Annotated in this window: 19 protein-coding genes and 2 tRNA genes; 15 read left to right on the forward strand and 6 right to left on the reverse strand. The window is 71.7% G+C overall.

Annotated features, from left to right (window positions below; genetic code table 11):
• The first annotated feature begins 29 nt into the window (after positions 1-29).
• Positions 30-863 (forward strand): GNAT family N-acetyltransferase, encoded by an 834-nt coding sequence (locus DT019_RS18750; protein ID WP_114038149.1) that lies wholly within the window; start codon positions 30-32, stop codon positions 861-863.
• Position 864: 1 nt separating this feature from the next.
• On the opposite strand, the gene DT019_RS18755 is transcribed toward DT019_RS18750, so the two are convergent.
• On the reverse strand, positions 865-1,383 hold the full coding sequence (locus DT019_RS18755; protein WP_114037993.1) for a DsbA family protein: 519 nt from the start codon (positions 1,381-1,383) through the stop codon (positions 865-867).
• Between the two features lie 141 nt (positions 1,384-1,524).
• On the opposite strand from DT019_RS18755, the gene DT019_RS18760 reads away from it, so the two are divergent.
• Positions 1,525-1,965 carry a hypothetical protein gene (locus tag DT019_RS18760; RefSeq protein WP_114037994.1) on the forward strand — a complete coding sequence of 147 codons (441 nt, stop codon included), beginning with the start codon at positions 1,525-1,527 and terminating at the stop codon, positions 1,963-1,965.
• A 139-nt stretch (positions 1,966-2,104) separates the two neighbouring features.
• Positions 2,105-2,278, forward strand: coding sequence for a hypothetical protein (locus DT019_RS39630; protein ID WP_189389718.1), 174 nt, complete (start codon positions 2,105-2,107; stop codon positions 2,276-2,278).
• A gap of 15 nt (positions 2,279-2,293) precedes the next feature.
• Here the strand turns inward: DT019_RS39630 and DT019_RS18765 are convergent, their stop codons facing one another.
• Complete coding sequence (locus tag DT019_RS18765; protein ID WP_114037995.1) at positions 2,294-2,851, reverse strand: CGNR zinc finger domain-containing protein; 558 nt, start codon at positions 2,849-2,851, stop codon at positions 2,294-2,296.
• A gap of 195 nt (positions 2,852-3,046) precedes the next feature.
• Positions 3,047-3,463: an SsgA family sporulation/cell division regulator gene (locus DT019_RS18770; RefSeq protein ID WP_053723613.1), complete on the reverse strand. Its 417-nt coding sequence runs from the start codon at positions 3,461-3,463 to the stop codon at positions 3,047-3,049.
• A 199-nt stretch (positions 3,464-3,662) separates the two neighbouring features.
• Between DT019_RS18770 and DT019_RS18775 the strand changes: the two genes are divergently transcribed.
• From DT019_RS18775 to DT019_RS18790, 4 genes are all read left to right on the forward strand, one after another.
• Positions 3,663-4,064 (forward strand): TIGR02611 family protein, encoded by a 402-nt coding sequence (locus DT019_RS18775; protein ID WP_114037996.1) that lies wholly within the window; start codon positions 3,663-3,665, stop codon positions 4,062-4,064.
• A gap of 52 nt (positions 4,065-4,116) precedes the next feature.
• A tRNA-Val gene (locus DT019_RS18780) sits at positions 4,117-4,188 on the forward strand.
• Positions 4,189-4,290: 102 nt separating this feature from the next.
• Positions 4,291-4,737: an SRPBCC family protein gene (locus tag DT019_RS18785; RefSeq protein WP_114037997.1), complete on the forward strand. Its 447-nt coding sequence runs from the start codon at positions 4,291-4,293 to the stop codon at positions 4,735-4,737.
• A 39-nt stretch (positions 4,738-4,776) separates the two neighbouring features.
• Positions 4,777-4,848: transfer RNA gene (locus tag DT019_RS18790), tRNA-Val, on the forward strand.
• A 74-nt stretch (positions 4,849-4,922) separates the two neighbouring features.
• Here DT019_RS18790 and DT019_RS18795 read toward each other — a convergent pair.
• Positions 4,923-5,648, reverse strand: coding sequence for a 3'-5' exonuclease (locus DT019_RS18795; RefSeq protein ID WP_114037998.1), 726 nt, complete (start codon positions 5,646-5,648; stop codon positions 4,923-4,925).
• A 190-nt stretch (positions 5,649-5,838) separates the two neighbouring features.
• Here DT019_RS18795 and DT019_RS18800 point away from each other — a divergent pair, with 190 nt between their 5' ends.
• The 4 genes from DT019_RS18800 to DT019_RS18815 all read left to right on the forward strand — a co-directional run bounded on the left by DT019_RS18800 (position 5,839) and on the right by DT019_RS18815 (position 10,356).
• A complete protein-coding gene (locus tag DT019_RS18800) occupies positions 5,839-6,417 on the forward strand; it encodes a DUF4365 domain-containing protein (RefSeq protein ID WP_114037999.1) in 579 nt (192 codons plus the stop codon).
• Positions 6,417-7,610, forward strand: a complete 1,194-nt coding sequence (locus DT019_RS18805) for a hypothetical protein (RefSeq protein ID WP_114038000.1) — start codon at positions 6,417-6,419, stop codon at positions 7,608-7,610. The genes DT019_RS18800 and DT019_RS18805 overlap by 1 nt, the downstream gene beginning before the upstream one ends.
• A gap of 115 nt (positions 7,611-7,725) precedes the next feature.
• Positions 7,726-9,693 carry a threonine--tRNA ligase gene (gene thrS / locus DT019_RS18810; RefSeq protein ID WP_189389729.1) on the forward strand — a complete coding sequence of 656 codons (1,968 nt, stop codon included), beginning with the start codon at positions 7,726-7,728 and terminating at the stop codon, positions 9,691-9,693.
• Positions 9,694-9,795: 102 nt separating this feature from the next.
• Positions 9,796-10,356 carry an HIT family protein gene (locus DT019_RS18815; protein ID WP_114038002.1) on the forward strand — a complete coding sequence of 187 codons (561 nt, stop codon included), beginning with the start codon at positions 9,796-9,798 and terminating at the stop codon, positions 10,354-10,356.
• Between the two features lie 3 nt (positions 10,357-10,359).
• Here the strand turns inward: DT019_RS18815 and DT019_RS18820 are convergent, their stop codons facing one another.
• Complete coding sequence (locus DT019_RS18820; protein ID WP_114038003.1) at positions 10,360-12,033, reverse strand: hypothetical protein; 1,674 nt, start codon at positions 12,031-12,033, stop codon at positions 10,360-10,362.
• Between the two features lie 164 nt (positions 12,034-12,197).
• Positions 12,198-14,396, reverse strand: coding sequence for an elongation factor G-like protein EF-G2 (locus DT019_RS18825; protein ID WP_114038004.1), 2,199 nt, complete (start codon positions 14,394-14,396; stop codon positions 12,198-12,200).
• Positions 14,397-14,669: 273 nt separating this feature from the next.
• On the opposite strand from DT019_RS18825, the gene pgsA reads away from it, so the two are divergent.
• The 4 genes from pgsA to DT019_RS18845 all read left to right on the forward strand — a co-directional run bounded on the left by pgsA (position 14,670) and on the right by DT019_RS18845 (position 18,229).
• On the forward strand, positions 14,670-15,326 hold the full coding sequence (gene pgsA, locus DT019_RS18830; protein ID WP_114038005.1) for a phosphatidylinositol phosphate synthase: 657 nt from the start codon (positions 14,670-14,672) through the stop codon (positions 15,324-15,326).
• On the forward strand, positions 15,323-16,219 hold the full coding sequence (locus DT019_RS18835) for a phosphatidylinositol mannoside acyltransferase (protein ID WP_114038006.1): 897 nt from the start codon (positions 15,323-15,325) through the stop codon (positions 16,217-16,219). The genes pgsA and DT019_RS18835 overlap by 4 nt, the downstream gene beginning before the upstream one ends.
• Positions 16,216-17,376: a glycosyltransferase family 4 protein gene (locus tag DT019_RS18840; RefSeq protein ID WP_114038007.1), complete on the forward strand. Its 1,161-nt coding sequence runs from the start codon at positions 16,216-16,218 to the stop codon at positions 17,374-17,376. Before DT019_RS18835 ends, DT019_RS18840 begins: the two co-directional genes overlap by 4 nt.
• A gap of 307 nt (positions 17,377-17,683) precedes the next feature.
• Entirely contained in the window at positions 17,684-18,229 is a 546-nt protein-coding gene (locus tag DT019_RS18845; protein WP_114038008.1) for a hypothetical protein, read from the forward strand.
• Positions 18,230-18,324 lie beyond the last annotated feature (95 nt).

The raw sequence follows: 18,324 nt of genomic DNA on the forward strand, positions 1-18,324 counted from the left end.
GTGGCCCCGCGACCGGTACAACGGCCTTGATGACCACCACCATTCGGCCGACCGAGCCGCTCCAGCAGGGCGCCGACGGCGCCAAGTCGCGAACGTACGACGTGTGTGTGAACAGCCGACGCGTCGGACGGATCCGGATCGCCACCGACGCCTCGTTCGGCCCCGCCGTGGGCCGCATCGAGGAGCTCGGGATCGACGAGGCCGACCGGGGCCGCGGGCGCGGCACCGTGGCCGCGCTCGCCGCCGAGGAGGTGCTGCGCGGCTGGGGCTGCGGCCAGGTCCGCCTCTCGCTCCCCGCCGACGCGGAGGCGGCGCTGCGGATGGCCGCAGCCCTCGGCTACCAGGAGCGCAGCCGGAACATGGTCAAGCGGCTCCCCGCCACCGCACCGGAGCTGCCCGCCGGGGTGAGCGGCCGGCCCATGAGCGAGGACGAGTTCGAGCGGTGGCGCGCCGCGGCGGTGGAGAGCTACGCGCGCAGCTGGATCGAGCAGGGCGTGCCCGAGGAGGCGGCCCGGGCCAAGTCGGCGACGGAGCACCACGCCCTGCTGCCGGACGGCGTCGCCACCGCCGGGACCCGCCTCCTGGTCCTGGAGGACCGGGGGAGCGTGGTCGGCAGCGTGTGGGTGGCCCGGCTCGCGGCGCCCGGGGAGGGCTCGTACGTCTTCGACGTCCAGGTCGCCGAGGAGCACCGCGGCCGGGGCCACGGCCGCTCACTCATGCTGCTCGCCGAAGGCGCCGCGCTCGCCGACGGGATGGACACGCTGGGGCTGCACGTCGTCACGGGCAACACCCCGGCGCTTCGCCTGTACGAGTCGATGGGCCACCGGGTCACCCAGTACCACCTCTACAAGCACCTGCTGTGAGCTAGGCGGCCAGCAGCCGGTCCGCGATCTCCTCGATGCGGGCGCGCAGCCCCTCCTGGCTCCTGCCGCCGTCGAGGCGCTCGTCGCCGATGACGTACGTCGGTGTGCCGCTCACGCCGATCGCCTTGCCCTCGGCCTGGTCGGCGTCGACGATCAGCATGTGCCGCCCGTCGATGAGGGCGGTCTCGAACTCCTCGGTGTCCAGGGCGAGTTCGGCCGCCGTCTCCACCAGGACGGACTCGCCCCGCTCGGCGAGCCGCTCGGTGCGGCCGAGCACGGCCTCCACGTACGGCCAGCCCTGACCCTGCTCGAAGGCCTCCTCGGCGGCCTGGGCGGCGGCGAAGGCGTGCTTGTGCTTCTCCAGCGGGAAGTGCCGCAGCCGGATGTCGAGACGGTCGCCGTAGCGGGCGCGCAGGGCGCGGATGTCGTCGAGGGCGCTGTGGCAGTCGGGGCACTGCAGCTCGCACCACACGTCGAGGACGACGGGGGAGGCGGCGCTGCCGGGGGTGGTGTCGCTCATGGGGTCCAGTCTCCCAGCTACCGGGACCTGGGGAGGAGGCCGCCCCGGAGATCTCCCTGAGGTCGTGGCCGGGCATGGCCCGCGCGGCGGGTTCCGGTGCAGGATGGAAGAAGCCATACCCCCCAGGCCTGGAGGAACCGGATGCTTGCCGAGACCGTCTGCTCCGCCGTTTCCGCGGCCGGACTGGGCATCGCCGCCGTCACGGCGTACCGCAGGCGCTTCCTCACGGCCGCGCGCGTCGCCGCCTACGCGCTGGTCCCCGTGGGCCTTGTCATGACGGGCGTCGTGCAGTGGGTGTCCGGCATCGTCTTCAAGCCCAGCGTGTGGCTCGGTTTCGGGCTGCTCGGGGTCGCCTGGCTGCTGTTCATGACGACGCGGGCCGTCGAGCGGCGCCGCGGCGGCACCCGCAAGGAACGCAGGGCCGCGGCCGCCGCCCAGCGCGAGGCGGTGGCACCCACCGCGTCCGCGCCCTCACTCGGTGCGGGCCGTACGCCCGCCGCCCGGCCCGCGGCCAAGGCCGGGCCCGCCGCGGGCGAGGACTTCAGCGACATCGAGGCCATCCTGAAGAAGCACGGCATCTGAGGCCGCGGCCACGGGCGCGCGGGGGCGCGGGCACCCCGCGCGGGAGTCGCGCCGCACGCTACAAGATTGGGTGAACTCCCGCTGCTTATGGGAGTGTTGGTATACCCATGCGGTCCGGCTGGGTCATCATCGCCCCGAGATGCTGGACACTTCCCAGGGCTCCACCCCTGCACCGACCGACAAGCCGGACGCGCCCGATCCGCAGGCGCGGGGCTGTCTCTTCGCGCTCTCCCAGCCACCCCTGATGATTTTCCTGGGGGTGATCGGCTGCCTCTTGCTCATGGCGGCCGTGCACGATCTCTTCCTGCTGTGAGCGCCCTGCGCGCGTTCAGCCCGCGGCTTCCTTGCGCCGGGCCCGGTACGCCGCCACGTGCAGCCGGTTCCCGCAGGTGCGGCTGTCGCAGTAGCGGCGGGAGCGGTTGCGGGAGAGGTCCACGAAGGCCCGCCCGCAGTCCGGCGCCTCGCATCTGCGAAGGCGTTCCTGCTCGCCGGTGACGACGATGAAGGCCAGGGCCATGCCGCCGTCCGCGGCCAGGTGGTCGGCCACCGAGGCGCCGGGCGCGAAGTAGTGCACGTGCCAGTCGTAGCCGTCGTGGTCGGTCAGCTGGGGGGTGGTGCCCGCGGCGGCGACCAGCTGGTTGACGAGCTCGGCGGCGGTGCGGGCGTCGGGCGCCGCGAAGATCTCGGCGAACCGGCCGCGCACCCCCTGGACACCCAGGAGGTCACCGGTGGAGAGCCGCTCCACCCCGCTCACGCTGTGGTCCTGCACGAAGCGGTACAGCGCGTCCACGTCCGCGAGGCGGTCGGTCGCCTCGCTTTCCGGTGCCGTGTTCACCAGATCGACCACCATGTCGAGGGCGATCCTGGTGTCGTGAGGGATCAGCACGATTCGCTCCCTGGCCTGCCGCGGGCGGGCGCCCGTCGATGCTGGCCGACTCTAGCGGCTCGCCCCCGCGGCGCACCGGCGCCGTCCCCCACGACGGCTTTCGTGGGGGACGGCGCCGATGACTGCCGTTATGTGGTTGTCCGCGCGGCGCCGTCGCCCCGAGTCGGACGGCGCCGTGCGGCTCTCTTCCTGGCCTCAGTTGTTCTCGGCCAGGATGTGCGAGAGTTCCGTGTCGAGATCGAAGTGACGATGCTCGGTGCCGGGCGGCACCGCGGCGTCGGTCCGTTTCAGGAACGACTCCAGGGCCCGCGCCGGGGCTTCGAGCAGGGCTTCTCCTTCCGGCGAGCTCAGGGCGATACAGACGACACCCTGGCCGTGACTGCGTGACGGCCAGACTCTGACGTCGCCGGTTCCGGTGGGCCGGTGCAGGCCCTCGGCGAGGAGGTCGCGGGCGAAGACCCACTCGACGGTCTCCTCGGCTCCGGTGTGGAAGGTGGCGTGCACGGCATAGGGATCGGCCGTGTCATACCGCAGGCCCGCGGGTACAGGCAGTGAGGACTCGCTCGACACAACGAGGCGCAGGTGCAGCTCGCAGCTGACCGTGGTGTTCATAAGCGCCAGGGCCTTTCGCTCAGTGTGCGCTCGGGGATTCGCACGTCGGCGAAATCGACATGCCACCTACGGTGCCGTTGTAAACCCCTCTGACCGTTTTGCGGGCGTTCACGTAGCTCGTACGGCCGACTATTACTTTGGGTTATAGGTCCATTTCGGTGAACCCGTTTCGAGACACCGGTCCGGTAGGTTGGGGCGCATGGATACGGGGAGTGACGAACGGCCCGCGGCGGGTCTCGGCTCGCGTGCGCCGGCCTTCGTCAAGGCGTCCAGGCCGCTGCATCTGAGCTGGCAGGTCGGTGTTTTCGTGGTGGGGCTCGCCGTCGTGGCCGCAGGAGTGGTGATGCTGCCGCTGCCGGGCCCCGGCTGGCTGGTGATCTTCGGCGGCATGGCGATCTGGGCGACCGAATTCGTATGGGCCCAGCTCGTGCTCCGCTGGACACGGCGGAAGGTCACCGAGGCCGCGCACAGGGCGCTCGACCCCAGGGTGCGGCGCCGCAACATCGCTTTGACCGTGATCGCTCTGGCCGTCGTCGCCGTGCTCGTCGGCGGCTACGCGTGGCAGTTCGGCCTCGTGGCGCCGTGGCGGGTCGACGAGTGACCCGGCCTGGTCAAAGGCCCCGCTGACATGCGGTAATGTTTGCGGTGCGCCCGGGCGATTAGCTCAGTGGGAGAGCGCTTCGTTCACACCGAAGAGGTCACTGGTTCGAACCCAGTATCGCCCACCCGGACCGAAGGCCCCGGAGATCATCTCGATCTCCGGGGCCTTCGGCGTTCCGGCGGCCCCCAGGCCCCGCGACGGCGCCCCGTGCCAGCACACTGGCGGCATGGACTGGTGCCGCTACCGCTTCCGCAGCGTCTGGGAGCTGCCCCGGTCGCCCGCCGCCGTGTACGCGGTCCTGGAGCGCGCCGAGGAGTACCCCCGCTGGTGGCGCGAGGTCCGCGAGGTCACCTCCGTCGACGAGCACACCGCCACGAGCCGGCTCCGCTCGCTCGTCCCGTACGACCTGTTCGTGACCGGCCGCGAACGGCGGCGCGATCCTCGGGCCCTGGTGCTCGAAGTCGCGCTGAGCGGCGATCTCGAAGGATGGGCGCGCTGGACGCTGGCCGCGCACGGCCGTGGCACGCGGGCCGTGTACGAGCAGGAGGTTGAGGTGCGCAAGCCGCTGATGCGATGGCTCGCGGTGCCCGGCCGCCCGATGTTCCGGGCCAACCACGCGCTGATGATGAGGTCCGGGAGGCGCGGTCTGGCCCGTCATCTGAAGGCGGTTTGAAAGGTGGGCGCCGGGGCCTGTATTGTTCAGTGCGTTCCCGGGCGATTAGCTCAGTGGGAGAGCGCTTCGTTCACACCGAAGAGGTCACTGGTTCGAACCCAGTATCGCCCACCGGGAAAGGCCGGTCCGTCATTGACGGACCGGCCTTCTTGCTGTCGGTGCCGTGTCGAAGCCGTCGGCAACGCTCAGGCCGCCGCCGGGAGTTCGGGGCGCAGGGGCCACGCCGTGTCCACCAGCTCCGGGGTGCCCTGCCGGGCGAACCACGCCTGCAGGCCGCGCGCCTGGGCCGCGTGCCAGGTCGCCTGGAGCGTGTGCAACTCGGTGGGCGTGAGCCGCTCCAGACGCCCCGCGAACCTGCGCCCCACGGCCCGTACGACCTCCAGGGCGGCCAGCGCGTCGGCGGCCGCGTCGTGGGCGCCCTCCAGCGTCACGCCGTAGTGCTCGCACAGGTCGGTGAGGGTGCGGCGGCCCTTGCGGTAGCGGTCCAGGTGCTTGTCCAGGACCCGCGGGTCCAGCACCCGCAGCGGGTTCTGCCCGAGGTAGTGGGCCAGGCCCGCGGCGCGGTGGCGCTTCAACTCCCGGTCCAGCAGCGTCAGGTCGAACGGCGCGTTCATGATGACCAGCGGGCGGCCCGCCGCGCACTGCTCGGCCAGCGCCTTCGCGATCTCGTCCATCACCGGCGCCGGCCAGCGCCCGTTCAGCCGGAGGTGCTCATCGGTCAGACCGTGGACGGCGGTGGCGCCCTCCGGGACGGATATGCCCGGATTGACCAGCCAGCGCGTCGACCGCGGCCGGGCGCCCGGACCGTCCTGGACCACCACCGCGGCCGAAACTATCCGGTCCCCCTCGACGTCCACCCCGGTGGTCTCCGTGTCGAACGCCGCCAGGGGACCCTCGTACCAGCACGTCATGTCTACTCAACTCCTCGCGCACTCCTGGCAGATGGCGTGCATCCCCTGCCCGATTCCGTGATACCCGGGCCGTTTGCGACATACGCCGTTTGCGGGGCGCCGAGTGCGGAGACAACACTGGTGACGGGACTGGGGTTTGACGGGCCGTCACGAGGAAAGTCGGCACAGTTCCGGAAGGCATACGACAGCCATGGCGCTCGCGCAGCCCGATCCGGCCGCGCCCGGGCACGGTCTGCTGCCCGAGCGGATCGCACCGCTGCGCGGCTCGCTCGCCACCACCGCCTGCATGGAGACCCTTCAGGTGGGCTACCTGCACGCGGTGGCGGCGGCAGCGGGGTGTTCGCTGTCGCAGCCCTTTCCGGACAACGGGATCGACTGGCACGTGAGCCACAGCGCTCCCGGCCACACGGTCGACGACGAAGTGACGATCAAGGTGCAGCTCAAGTGCACGTACCAGATTCCGCCGCATCCGCCGGGCGGGGCCTTCTCCTTCACGCTGGACAACGACCACCTGGTGAAGCTGGCCCGCACACCCGTGTCGGTGCACAAGATCCTGGTCGTGATGCTGGTGCCGAGGAGCCGGGACGAGTGGCTGCGCGCGGGCCACGACCGCCTGGCGCTGCGGCACTGCTGCTACTGGACCAATCTGGCCGGGCACCCGGTGACCGGCCGGCGCAGGACCACGGTGCGAATACCGACCTCGCGGATCTTCGACGACCGCGCGCTCTGCGAGATCATGACGCGGGTCGGGGCGGGAGGGAGACCCTGATGCGCTGGTTGGACGATGACACCGGCGGGACGCTGCCGGTTCCCGGCCAGGCCGATCCGGCGGTGCTCGGGGCGCTGCTCCACCGGCACGGGTGGCGGCGGCGCGGGGGAGCGGCGGGGCGCTACACGCGCTGGACTCCGCCCGGGACGATCGGCGCCGGCACGAGCCTGCTGGTCCCGGAGAGCCGCGCCTTTCCCGACAGCGAGGACCTGCTCGGTGAGGCGCTGACCGCGCTCGCCCACAGCGCCGCGCCCTCCGCGCGCGAGGTGCTCGTCTCGCTCGCGGTGCCCAGTGACGAGGTGCGGTGGCGGCGCGAGGTGCCCGAGGGGCCGGCCGGCGCCGCCTCCTGGAGCGAGCAGGAACACCTGCGCGGCGCCGCCCACCGGATGCTGCTCGCGGGCGCGCTGGCGGTGCGCGGGCCCGCCGGGTACCACGGGGCGCGCCACCACCGGCAGGCCCTCGCCTCGCTGGAGGGGGTCCTGGTGGAGCCGGGCCCGGGTGGCGGGCTCACCGCGTTCGTGCCGGTGGAGTCCGGCCGGCCGGCCGTCGTCCACCTCTACGCGGCGCTCAACGCGGTCCGGGACGCGGTCGACTACCAGCGCACCACCGGCGGCATGGAGGCCTTCGACGCGGCCGTGCGGGCGGGGGTGAGCCGCGAGCTCACCGAGTCCGTGGTCGCGCTGGTGCGCGGCACCGAAGGGGTGCGGGTCGGCCTCGAATGGGCCCCGGCCGCCGGGGTGCCCGCCGGGTGCGCGGCCCGCCCCGAGCCCGTCGGCTTCTCGCCCGGCGACCTGCCGGCGCTGCGCGCGGCCGGCGCCCGCTACCTGGGCGACGAGCCGTCCCTGCCGGTGCGGATCACCGGCGCCGTGGTGCGGCTGCGCCGCTCGGGGCCGCGCGGCTGCGGCGTCGTACGGCTGCGGGTGCTGGCCGGGGCCGAGGTGCCGCACGTGCGCATGGAGCTGGACGAGGAGGCGTACCGCATCGCGGGGCACGCGCATCTGGTCGGGCTGCCGATCCGGGTCGTGGGGCGGCTGGAGAGCAGGGGAGGGTTCCGCCGGCTGTCGCAGGCGCGGGAGGTGACGCCGGTGCAGGTGGACGACGCCGAGCGGGACCGCCTGATGAAGTCGCTCCAGGAGAACCTGGACTTCTTCGAGGAGGCCTGCGGAGCCGAACCGGACGGGACGGCTGGCTGAGCGGCCCGATATCCGTTTCGCGGCCCACCCCACCGGCTCGGTAGGATCGTCTCGCGTACGCGACACGCGCTGCGCGCCCCCCTACGGCAGGAGAAGTCCGGTGTCAGACGTCCGTGTGATCATCCAACGCGATTCCGAGCGGGAAGAGCGCGTGGTGACGACGGGCACTACGGCCGCCGAGCTCTTCGCCGGTGAGCGCACCATCGTCGCGGCCCGCGTGGCCGGCGAACTCAAGGACCTCGCGTACGAGGTGAAGGACGGCGAGGAGGTCGAGCCCGTCGAGATCTCCTCCGAGGACGGCCTCAACATCCTGCGCCACTCCACCGCGCACGTCATGGCCCAGGCCGTCCAGGAGCTCCACCCCGAGGCCAAGCTGGGCATCGGCCCGCCGGTCCGGGACGGCTTCTACTACGACTTCGACGTCGAGAAGCCGTTCACGCCCGAGGACCTCAAGGCCATCGAGAAGAAGATGCAGGAGATCCAGAAGCGCGGCCAGCGCTTCTCGCGCCGCGTCACCACCGATGAGGCCGCCCGCGTCGAGCTGGCCGACGAGCCGTACAAGCTGGAGCTCATCGGGCTGAAGGGCAATGCCGCGCAGGCCGCCGACGGAGCGGACGCGGAGGTCGGCTCCGGCGAGCTGACCATCTACGACAACCTCGACGCCAAGACCGGCGAGCTGTGCTGGAAGGACCTGTGCCGCGGTCCGCACCTGCCGACCACCCGGAACATCCCGGCGTTCAAGCTGATGCGTTCGGGCGGCGCCTACTGGCGCGGCAGCGAGAAGAACCCGATGCTGCAGCGCATCTACGGCACCGCCTGGCCGACCAAGGACGAGCTCAAGGCGCACCTCGACTTCCTCGCCGAGGCCGAGAAGCGCGACCACCGCAAGCTCGGCGCCGAGCTCGACCTGTTCTCCATCCCGGAGGAGCTGGGCTCCGGCCTCGCGGTCTTCCACCCCAAGGGCGGCATCGTCCGGCGGGAGATGGAGGCGTACTCGCGCAAGAAGCACGAGGACGCGGACTACGAGTTCGTGAACACCCCGCACATCTCCAAGGAAGAGCTCTTCGTCACCTCGGGGCACCTGCCGCACTACGGCGAGGGCATGTTCCCGCCGGTGGAGTTCGACGGGCAGAACTACCGCCTCAAGGCGATGAACTGCCCCATGCACAACCTGATCTTCAAGGCGCGCGGCCGCTCCTACCGTGAACTGCCGCTGCGGCTCTTCGAATTCGGCACGGTGTACCGGTACGAGAAGTCCGGTGTGGTGCACGGCCTGACCCGTGCGCGCGGCTTCACCCAGGACGACTCGCACATCTACTGCACCAAGGAGCAGATGCCCCAGGAGCTCGACTCGCTCCTGACCTTCGTGCTCGACCTGCTGCGCGACTACGGCCTGGACGACTTCGAGCTGGAGCTGTCCACCCGCGACCCCGAGTCGGACAAGTTCATCGGCTCCGACGAGGCCTGGGAGGAGGCCACCGACGCGCTGCGGCAGGCGGCCGAGAAGCAGGGCCTTCCGCTGGTCCCGGACCCGGGTGGCGCGGCGTTCTACGGTCCGAAGATCTCGGTGCAGGCCAAGGACGCGATCGGGCGGTCCTGGCAGATGTCGACCATCCAGGTCGACTTCAACCAGCCCGAGCGGTTCGGCCTGGAGTACACCTCGACCGACGGCACCAAGCAGCAGCCGGTCATGATCCACCGTGCCCTGTTCGGTTCGATCGAGCGCTTCTTCGCGGTGCTCCTGGAGCACTACGCGGGCGCCTTCCCGGCGTGGCTGGCGCCGGTCCAGGCGGTCGGCATCCCGATCGGCGACGCCCACGTCCCCTACCTCCAGGAGTTCGCCGCCGAGGCGCGGAAGAAGGGGCTGCGGGTCGAGGTGGACGCCTCCTCGGACCGGATGCAGAAGAAGATCCGCAACCAGCAGAAGCAGAAGGTCCCGTTCATGGTCATCGTCGGTGACGAGGACATGAACGCGGGCACCGTCTCCTTCCGCTACCGCGACGGCTCGCAGGAGAACGGCATCCCGCGCGACGAGGCCATCGCGAAGATCGAGAAGATCGTGGCCGAGCGGACCCAGATCTGAGTCCCTCCGTACGCGTCGGGCCCCCGGGAAGCCCCGCTTCCCGGGGGCCTTCGCGCGTCCCGTCCCGGCCACCCCGCCGACGCCGCGGACGGCCGAAGTCATATGCTGCACACCATGACGACTGAGCCGGAGCAGCAGATCGGAGTGGGGACGCAGGACGCGTTCCAGCGCCTGTGGACGCCCCACCGGATGGCCTACATCCAGGGCGAGAACAAGCCGACGGGACCGGAGTCCGGCGACGGATGTCCGTTCTGCTCGATTCCGGCGAAGTCGGACGAGGACGGGCTGATCATCAAGCGCGGCGAGCACGTGTACGCGGTGCTCAACCTCTACCCGTACAACGGCGGCCACCTCATGGTCGTGCCCTACCGGCACGTCGCCGACTACACCGAGCTGGACGCGGCCGAGACGCTCGAACTCGCCGAGCTCACCAAGCGGGCGATGACCGCGCTGCGCGCCGCTTCCGGGGCGCACGGGTTCAACATCGGGATGAACCAGGGCACGGTGGCCGGTGCCGGGATCGCCGCCCATCTGCACCAGCACATCGTGCCCCGCTGGGGCGGCGACACCAACTTCATGCCGGTCGTCGGCCACACCAAGGTGCTGCCCCAACTCCTCGCGGACACCCGCAAGATGCTGGCCGACGCCTGGCCCGAGGACTAGTCCTCACGCGTCGTACAGGTCCGCCTTCCGCGGCGCCGCGTCCTGGACCATGCCGCTGAGGATCATCGAGCGGTTGGTGAAGCGGTCGGTGTTCACTCCGTGCTCGTCGAGCACCTTCATGGCCGCGGAGTGCACCACCCGCAGGACGGGCGTGGCGGCCCGCATCGCGTCGTCGGCCATGAAGCGGTGGCGCCAGGGCTTGTCGGCCCAGGCGTGCCGCAGCCCGAACGGCTCGGGCAGCGCTATCTTGCCGCCCAGGTAGTCGAGCAGCGGCGGGTACCAGGTCAGCGGAGCCCGCGCGGCCAGGCGCACCACCTCGGTGGCGTCGACCAGAGGGAGCGCGACCGTCTTCTTCTCCCAGAACCGGAAGGTCTTGTCGACCTCCTTGGTCTTGGGCGAGGGCTTGGTGGTGAACAGCGCGTGCACCGGACCGAGCGCGTGCCCGGTCACCTCGATCCGCAGCGTCTCGTGCAGCACGGTGACGGTGACCATCATGGTGATGACCAACTGGCCGTCCCAGAGCGTGAACTGGACGCCGAGGTAGTGCCGGTTGCCGCTGGAGAACTGCTGCTCGTTGCAGATCCGCTGTATCTCGTGCTGGCGCACCTGGAAGTTGTCGATGTCCTGGCCGCTGGGACGTGACACCTCCTTGGCGCCCTCGCCGATGGGCGAGACCACCCAGTTCCTGATGGACGGGGTGGGGAAGCCGCCGGTGTGCAGCGGGCCGCGCTCCAGCAGGCGCAGCCGGTCCTGGATCGCCTTTATGACGTCCCAGCTGCGGAAGCCGTGGATCTCCTTGCCCGCTTCCTTGGGCTCCAGTTCCTCGGCGAGCTGCCAGCTGCCCCACCGGGTGCCCATGCCCAGTATTCCCTTGGGCCCGGCGTAGAAGACGATGTTGCTCTGGTCCTCGGCGGCCAGCTTGACCAGGGACTGGCGCAGTTGCTCTGCGGCGCCCGCCGCCGAGCTCTTGGGGACCGCCTCGGGGATCTTGGCGCCGAGGCCGCCGCCGCCGAGCAGGCTGTCCCAGCGGGAGCGCAGGTCGCGTGCGGTCTTCTCGCAGATGAGCTTCGCCCAGTACCAGCCGATGATCGGGGCCACGATCATCGCGCGCAGATAGAGGGCGAGTACGCCCTGGAACGGCAGCTTGATCAGGAAGATCACGGCCAGGATCCCGGCCGCCGCGAGCAGGATGGTGCCGATCGCCCCGGCCCGCCGGTCCTTGGCCCCGGCCAGGGTGCGGCGCAGCTGGAACAGGCCGAGCCAGATGAGCAGCCCGGGCAGGAACAGGAGCCCGAAGACCACCATGACCAGGGTGAGCCGGGTGTCGCGCTCCTTGCGGATGCGGATCGCGGCGAGGCAGTGCTCGACCACGGTCTGCGGCTCGATGCCGAAGGACTGGATGATGCCCTTGCGGGTGGCACCGAGCATCCGGGACTGCACGGCGCGCGAGAACGCCTCGCCGAGGTTGGGTTCGAAGAGGGACAGCTTGCCCTTCTTCACCTCGGACTCGTGCCATTCGCCGTTGGCCTTGAGTATGTCCTCGACCGGGCTGTCCCGGTACGCGGCCGAGGCCAGTGCCTGGGTCGCCGCCGTCTGGCCCGCGGAGCCCTGGAGCGGCACCTGCGGCCTGGGCAAGAAGTCGAAGAATGGCTCTTCCGTCGTCACTGCCGCCCCCATCGCCGCATACCGTCGCTCCGCGGCCTGTTCCCGGCCACCGCACCCCGCACACCTGCTGAGCTGGGACCACAGGGTATCGGGGTCACAGCCTGCCCGTCAGGGGACATCGGAATGCCGCCCACCGCAAGGCAATTGTGGCGGACGGCTTTCTGATGACTTGTCAACTACCGTCCTTCTTCGGCCTGTTCGCGAATTTTGTCGGCGAGCTGGGGCGGCATCGGCTCGTGCCGCGCGTAGCTGCGGCTGAACCGTCCGGTGCCGTGCGAGAGGGACCTCAGGTCGAGGGCGTACCGGCCGATCTCGATCTCCGGGATCTCGGCGCGCACCAGGGTGCGGCCCGGGCCTGCCTGTTCGGTGCCGACCACCCGGCCGCGGCGCCCGGACAGGTCGCTCATGACCGGGCCCACGTAGTCGTCGGAGACCAGGACCTGGACCTCGGCGACCGGTTCGAGCAGATGGATGCGGGCCTCGGCGGCGGCCTCGCGCAGCGCGAGCGCGCCCGCGGTCTGGAACGCGGCGTCGGAGGAGTCCACCGAGTGGGCCTTGCCGTCCAGGAGCGTGATGCGCACGTCCACGAGCGGGTACCCGGCCGCCACGCCCTTCGCCGCCTGGGCCCGTACGCCCTTCTCGACGGAGGGGATGAACTGGCGCGGGACCGAGCCGCCGACCACCTTGTCCACGAACTCGACGCCGCTGCCCGCGGGCAGCGGCTCCACGTCGATCTCGCAGATCGCGAACTGGCCGTGGCCGCCGGACTGCTTGACGTGCCGGCCGCGCCCGGCCGCCTTCGCGCCGAACGTCTCGCGCAGCGACACCTTGTGCGGCACGACGTCGACCTGGACGCCGTACCTGCTGCGCAGCCGCTCCAGGGCGACCTCCTTGTGGGCCTCGCCCAGGCACCACAGCACCAGCTGGTGGGTGTGCGGGTTCTGTTCCAGGCGCATCGTCGGGTCCTCGGCCACCAGCCGCGCGAGTCCTTGCGACAGCTTGTCCTCGTCGGCCTTGCTGTGTGCCTCGATGGCCAGCGGGAGGAGCGGGTCGGGCATGTCCCAGGGAGTCATCAGGAGCGGGTCGTCCTTGGCGGACAGCGTGTCGCCGGTCTCCGCCCTGGACAGCTTCGCCACGCACGCGAGGTCGCCCGCGACGCACTTCGTCAGCGTGCGCTGCTGCTTGCCGAACGGCGAGGACAGGGCGCCGATGCGCTCGTCGACGTCGTGGTCCTCGTGGCCGCGGTCGGCCATGCCGTGGCCGGAGACGTGCACCGTCTCGTCGGGCCGCAGGGTGCCGGAGAAGACCCGCACCAGGCTGATCCGGCCCACGTACGGGTCGGACGAGGTCTTGATCACCTCGGCCACCAGTGGACCCTCGACGGCGCAGGCCGGGGCCGGGCGGGGAGCGCCCTGGGGGGTCGTGATGTCCGGCGCGGTCCGCTCCAGGGGGGAGGGGAAGCCGCCCGTGACGAGTTCGAGCAGCTCGATCGTGCCGAGGCCCTGCTTGGCGCCCTCGGCGGCCGGGGCCGCGGCCAGCACCGGATGGAAGGTGCCGCGCGCCACCGCGCGCTCCAGGTCGGCGACCAACGTCTTGAAATCGATGTCCTCGCCGCCGAGGTAGCGGTCCATGAGGGTCTCGTCCTCGCTCTCGGCGATGATCCCCTCGATGAGCCGGTTGCGGGCCTCCTCGATCAGCGGGAGCTGGTCCGTGTCGGGCTGGGTCTCCTTGCGCTCGCCGGACTCGTAGTCGAAGACCCGCTGCGAGAGCAGCCCGATCAGGCCGGTCACCGGCGCGTGCCCGTCCGGGCCGGCGGTGCCGTGCACCGGCAGGTACAGCGGGAGCACCGCGTCGGGGTCGTCGCCGCCGAAGGCCTCCGCGCAGATGGCGGTCATCGCCTCGAAGTCGGCGCGGGCCGCCTCCAGGTGCGTGACCACGATCGCCCGCGGCATCCCGACGGCCGCGCACTCGTCCCAGACCATCCGGGTCGAGCCGTCCACGCCGTCCGCGGCCGAGACGACGAAAAGGGCCGCGTCCGCTGCCCGCAGACCGGCCCTGAGTTCCCCGACGAAGTCGGCGTATCCCGGGGTGTCCAAGATATTGATCTTGAAACCACCCCATTCGACCGGAACCAGCGACAGCTGTACGGAGCGCTGCTGCCGGTGCTCGATCTCGTCGTAGTCGGAGACGGTCCCGCCGTCCTCGACCCGGCCCGCGCGGTTGACGGCCCCCGCCGCCAGCGCGAGCGCTTCCACCAGAGTGGTCTTCCCGGATCCGCTGTGGCCGACCAGCACCACGTTCCGTACGGATGAGGGGTGGTCGGCCGCTGTGGCCCTGCCGGCGGCCCCGGGGTGTGCGTTCGCCTTGTCGCCCATGTCCGTTCCTCCCGGTTTCGTGCGCGGTGAGGTGGTGAGGGGGGCGCGGACACGCGGACTCCGCGTGCCGAGGCGGCATCTGCGACGCCCGCGGTAATTCGAGCTTTCCACTCCGGTCACGGTGCGTCCATACGTCGTACGCGACCGCACGCGGACCGTGGCCCGATGGTCACCCGGCGGGTGCCCGGCGGTGCGGCCCCGCAGTCGTGGCTACGATGGGTCGGCCGGTGGCCAGCAGGGGCCGCGCGGCCACACCGACCCCTCGGGAAGGCCATGCTGAACAAGTACGCGCGTGCATTCTTCACGCGTGTCCTCACGCCGTTCGCCGCGTTTCTGCTCCGCCGCGGGGTGAGCCCCGACGCCGTGACCCTCATCGGTACGGCCGGAGTGATGGCGGGAGCGCTGGTCTTCTTCCCCCGTGGAGAGTTCTTCTGGGGCACCATCGTCATCACCCTGTTCGTCTTCTCCGACCTGGTCGACGGCAACATGGCCCGCCAGGCCGGGATCTCCAGCCGCTGGGGCGCCTTCCTCGACTCGACGCTGGACCGCGTCGCCGACGGCGCGATCTTCGGCGGCTTCGCCCTCTGGTACGCCGGGCGGGGCGACGACAACGTTCTCTGCGCGGTGGCCATCTTCTGCCTGGCCAGTGGCCAGGTGGTCTCGTACACCAAGGCGCGCGGCGAGGCGATCGGGCTGCCCGTCGCGGTCAACGGCCTCGTCGAGCGCGCCGAGCGGCTCGTCATCTCGCTGGTCGCCGCGGGCCTGGCCGGACTGCACGCCTTCGGTGTGCCCGGCATCCAGGTCCTGCTCCCGATCGCGCTGTGGATCGTCGCGGTCGGCAGCCTGATCACCCTGATCCAGCGGGTGGTGACGGTCCGCCGGGAGTCCGCCGAGGCCGACGCGCGGGCCGCGGGCGAGGCGGGCGCATGAAGGACCGGCTGACCGACGCGCTGTACGGCCTTGGCTGGTCCACCGTCAAGAAGCTTCCGGAACCCGTCGCGAACGGGCTCGGCCGGCGCATCGCGGACCAGGTGTGGAAGCGGCGCGGCAAGAGCGTGCTGCGCCTGGAGTCCAACCTGGCGCGGGTCGTCCCGGACGCCACCCCGGACCGGCTCGCGGAGCTCTCCCGGGCCGGAATGCGCTCCTACATGCGGTACTGGATGGAGTCCTTCCGGCTGCCCGCGTGGAGCAAGGAGCGGATGAGGAACGGCTTCGTGCCGCAGGACCTCCACCATCTGACGGAGGGCCTGGCCACCGGGCGCGGCGTCGTCCTGGCCCTGCCCCACATGGGCAACTACGACCTCGCGGGCGCCTGGGTCACCACCAAGCTGGAGACGCCCTTCACCACGGTCGCCGAGCGGCTCAAGCCCGAGACGCTGTACGACCGCTTCGTCGCCTACCGCGAGGGCCTCGGCATGGAGGTCCTGCCGCACACCGGCGGCTCCGCCTTCGGCACGCTGGCCCGGCGGCTGCGCGCGGGCGGCCTGGTCTGCCTGGTGGCCGACCGCGACCTGTCGGCGTCCGGCGTCGAGGTCAAGTTCTTCGGCGAGGCCACCCGGATGCCCGCCGGACCGGCGATGCTGGCCCAGCAGACCGGCGCGCTGCTGCTCCCGGTGACGCTCTGGTACGACGCGTCACCGGTCATGAAGGGCCGGGTGCACCCGCCCGTCGAGGTGCCCGAGACAGGTGACCGGGCGTCCAAAACGGCCTCGATGACCCAGGCGCTGGCGGACGCCTTCGCCACCGGAATCGCCGACCACCCCGAGGACTGGCACATGCTGCAACGCCTGTGGCTCGCGGACCTGGAGGAGCGACGGCCGTGAAGATCGGCATCGTCTGCCCGTACTCGTGGGACGTCCCCGGCGGCGTCCAGTTCCACATCCGCGACCTGGCGGAACATCTGATCCGCCTCGGCCACGAGGTGTCGGTGCTCGCCCCCGCCGACGACGAGACCCCGCTGCCGCCGTACGTCGTCTCGGCGGGCCGGGCCGTCCCGGTCCCGTACAACGGCTCGGTGGCGCGGCTCAACTTCGGGTTCCTGTCGGCCGCGCGCGTGCGGCGCTGGCTGCACGACGGCACCTTCGACGTGATCCACATCCACGAGCCGGCCTCGCCCTCGCTCGGCCTGCTCTCCTGCTGGGCGGCGCAGGGGCCCATCGTGGCGACCTTCCACACCTCCAACCCCCGCTCGCGCGCGATGATCGCGGCGTACCCGATCCTCCAGCCCGCGCTGGAGAAGATCAGTGCGCGGATCGCGGTCAGCGAGTACGCGCGGCGCACGCTGGTGGAGCACCTCGGCGGCGACGCCGTGGTGATCCCCAACGGCGTCGACGTCGACTTCTTCGCGCAGGCCGAGCCGAAGAAGGAGTGGCAGGGCCAGACCCTCGGCTTCATCGGCCGCATCGACGAGCCCCGCAAGGGCCTGCCGGTCCTGATGAAGGCGCTCCCCGCGATCCTCGCCGAGCGCCCCGAGACGCGGCTGCTGGTCGCGGGCCGTGGGGACGAGGAGGAGGCGGTGGCGTCGCTGCCGCCCGGGATGCGCTCGCGGGTCGAGTTCCTGGGCATGGTGAGCGACGAGGACAAGGCGCGGCTGCTGCGCAGCGTCGACGTGTACGTCGCCCCCAACACCGGCGGCGAGAGCTTCGGGATCATCCTGGTCGAGGCGCTGTCGGCGGGGGCCGCGGTGCTGGCCAGCGACCTGGACGCGTTCGCGCAGGTGCTGGACCAGGGCGCGGCGGGCGACCTCTTCGCCAACGAGGATGCCGACGCGCTGGCCGCCGCCGCGGTCCGCCTGCTCGCCGACCCGGCCCGCCGCGCGGGCCTGAGCGAACGCGGCTCGGCCCATGTGCGGCGCTTCGACTGGGCGACCGTCGGTGCGGACATCCTCGCGGTGTACGAGACGGTGACGCACGGGGCCGCCGCGGTGGCGACGGACGAACGCACCGGGTTCCGGGCGCGGTTCGGGCTGGCCCGGGACTGAATCCGGCCCCTCAGGGCGGCCCCGTCGTGCCGGACGCGCCCAAGCGCCGCGGTCGGTGCGAGGGGTGCAGGATCGGCACCGTCCCGGTGGCATGCCCCACGTACCCGTACGGCAGGGGCAGCGTGCCCGGCCCGGCACGGCCCCTTGCCCTTCTCAACCGGCCCGCGTCCACGGCCCGTTGCCCCTGTCCCTCGACCGCGTGCGGTGAGGGGGCCCCGGTCTTCCGCGCGGTTTCCGGCCGTCCGGAAGCGGGCCGCCGCGAACGGCCGCGACGGCGCCGCCCGGCGCCCCGGTAGCCTTGCGGCCCGTGACCGCAACCCTCATCTGGATCGTCGTCGCCCTCGTCGCGATCGGCCTCTATCTCAGCTGGACCGCCGGCCGGCTCGACCGGCTGCACGCCCGCATCGACGCCGCCCGGGCGGCCCTGGACGCCCAACTGCTGCGCCGCGCCTCGGTCACCCAGGAACTGGCGACCAGCGGAGTGCTCGACCCGGCCGCCTCGATCGTCCTGTACGAGGCCGCGCACGCGGCGCGCCAGGCGGAGGAGGAGCACCGGGAGGTCGCCGAGAGCGAGCTCAGCCAGGCGCTGCGGGCGGTCTTCGGGGAGCCCGCGCAGGTCGACGCCGTACGGGAGGCGCCGGGCGGCGTGGAGGCCGCCGAGGAACTGGCCCAGGCGGTGCGCAGGGTGCCGATGGCACGGCGCTTCCACAACGACGCCGTCCGGGCCGCGCGGGCGCTGCGCACGCACCGCACGGTGCGCTGGTTCCGGCTCGCGGGCCACGCGCCGTTCCCGCTCGCCTTCGAGATGGACGACGAGCCTCCGACCGCCCTCGCCGACCGCCCGGGCAGCTGACGCCCCGGGCCGAGGGGGACGCACCGAGCGGCGAAAACGATCCACCGGGTACGCATTGGCCCTTGATGTGGACTGGTCCACCAGGGTTCTCTCGG

It is taken from the genome of Streptomyces sp. SDr-06 (assembly GCF_003324565.1).
Classification (GTDB): domain Bacteria; phylum Actinomycetota; class Actinomycetes; order Streptomycetales; family Streptomycetaceae; genus Streptomyces.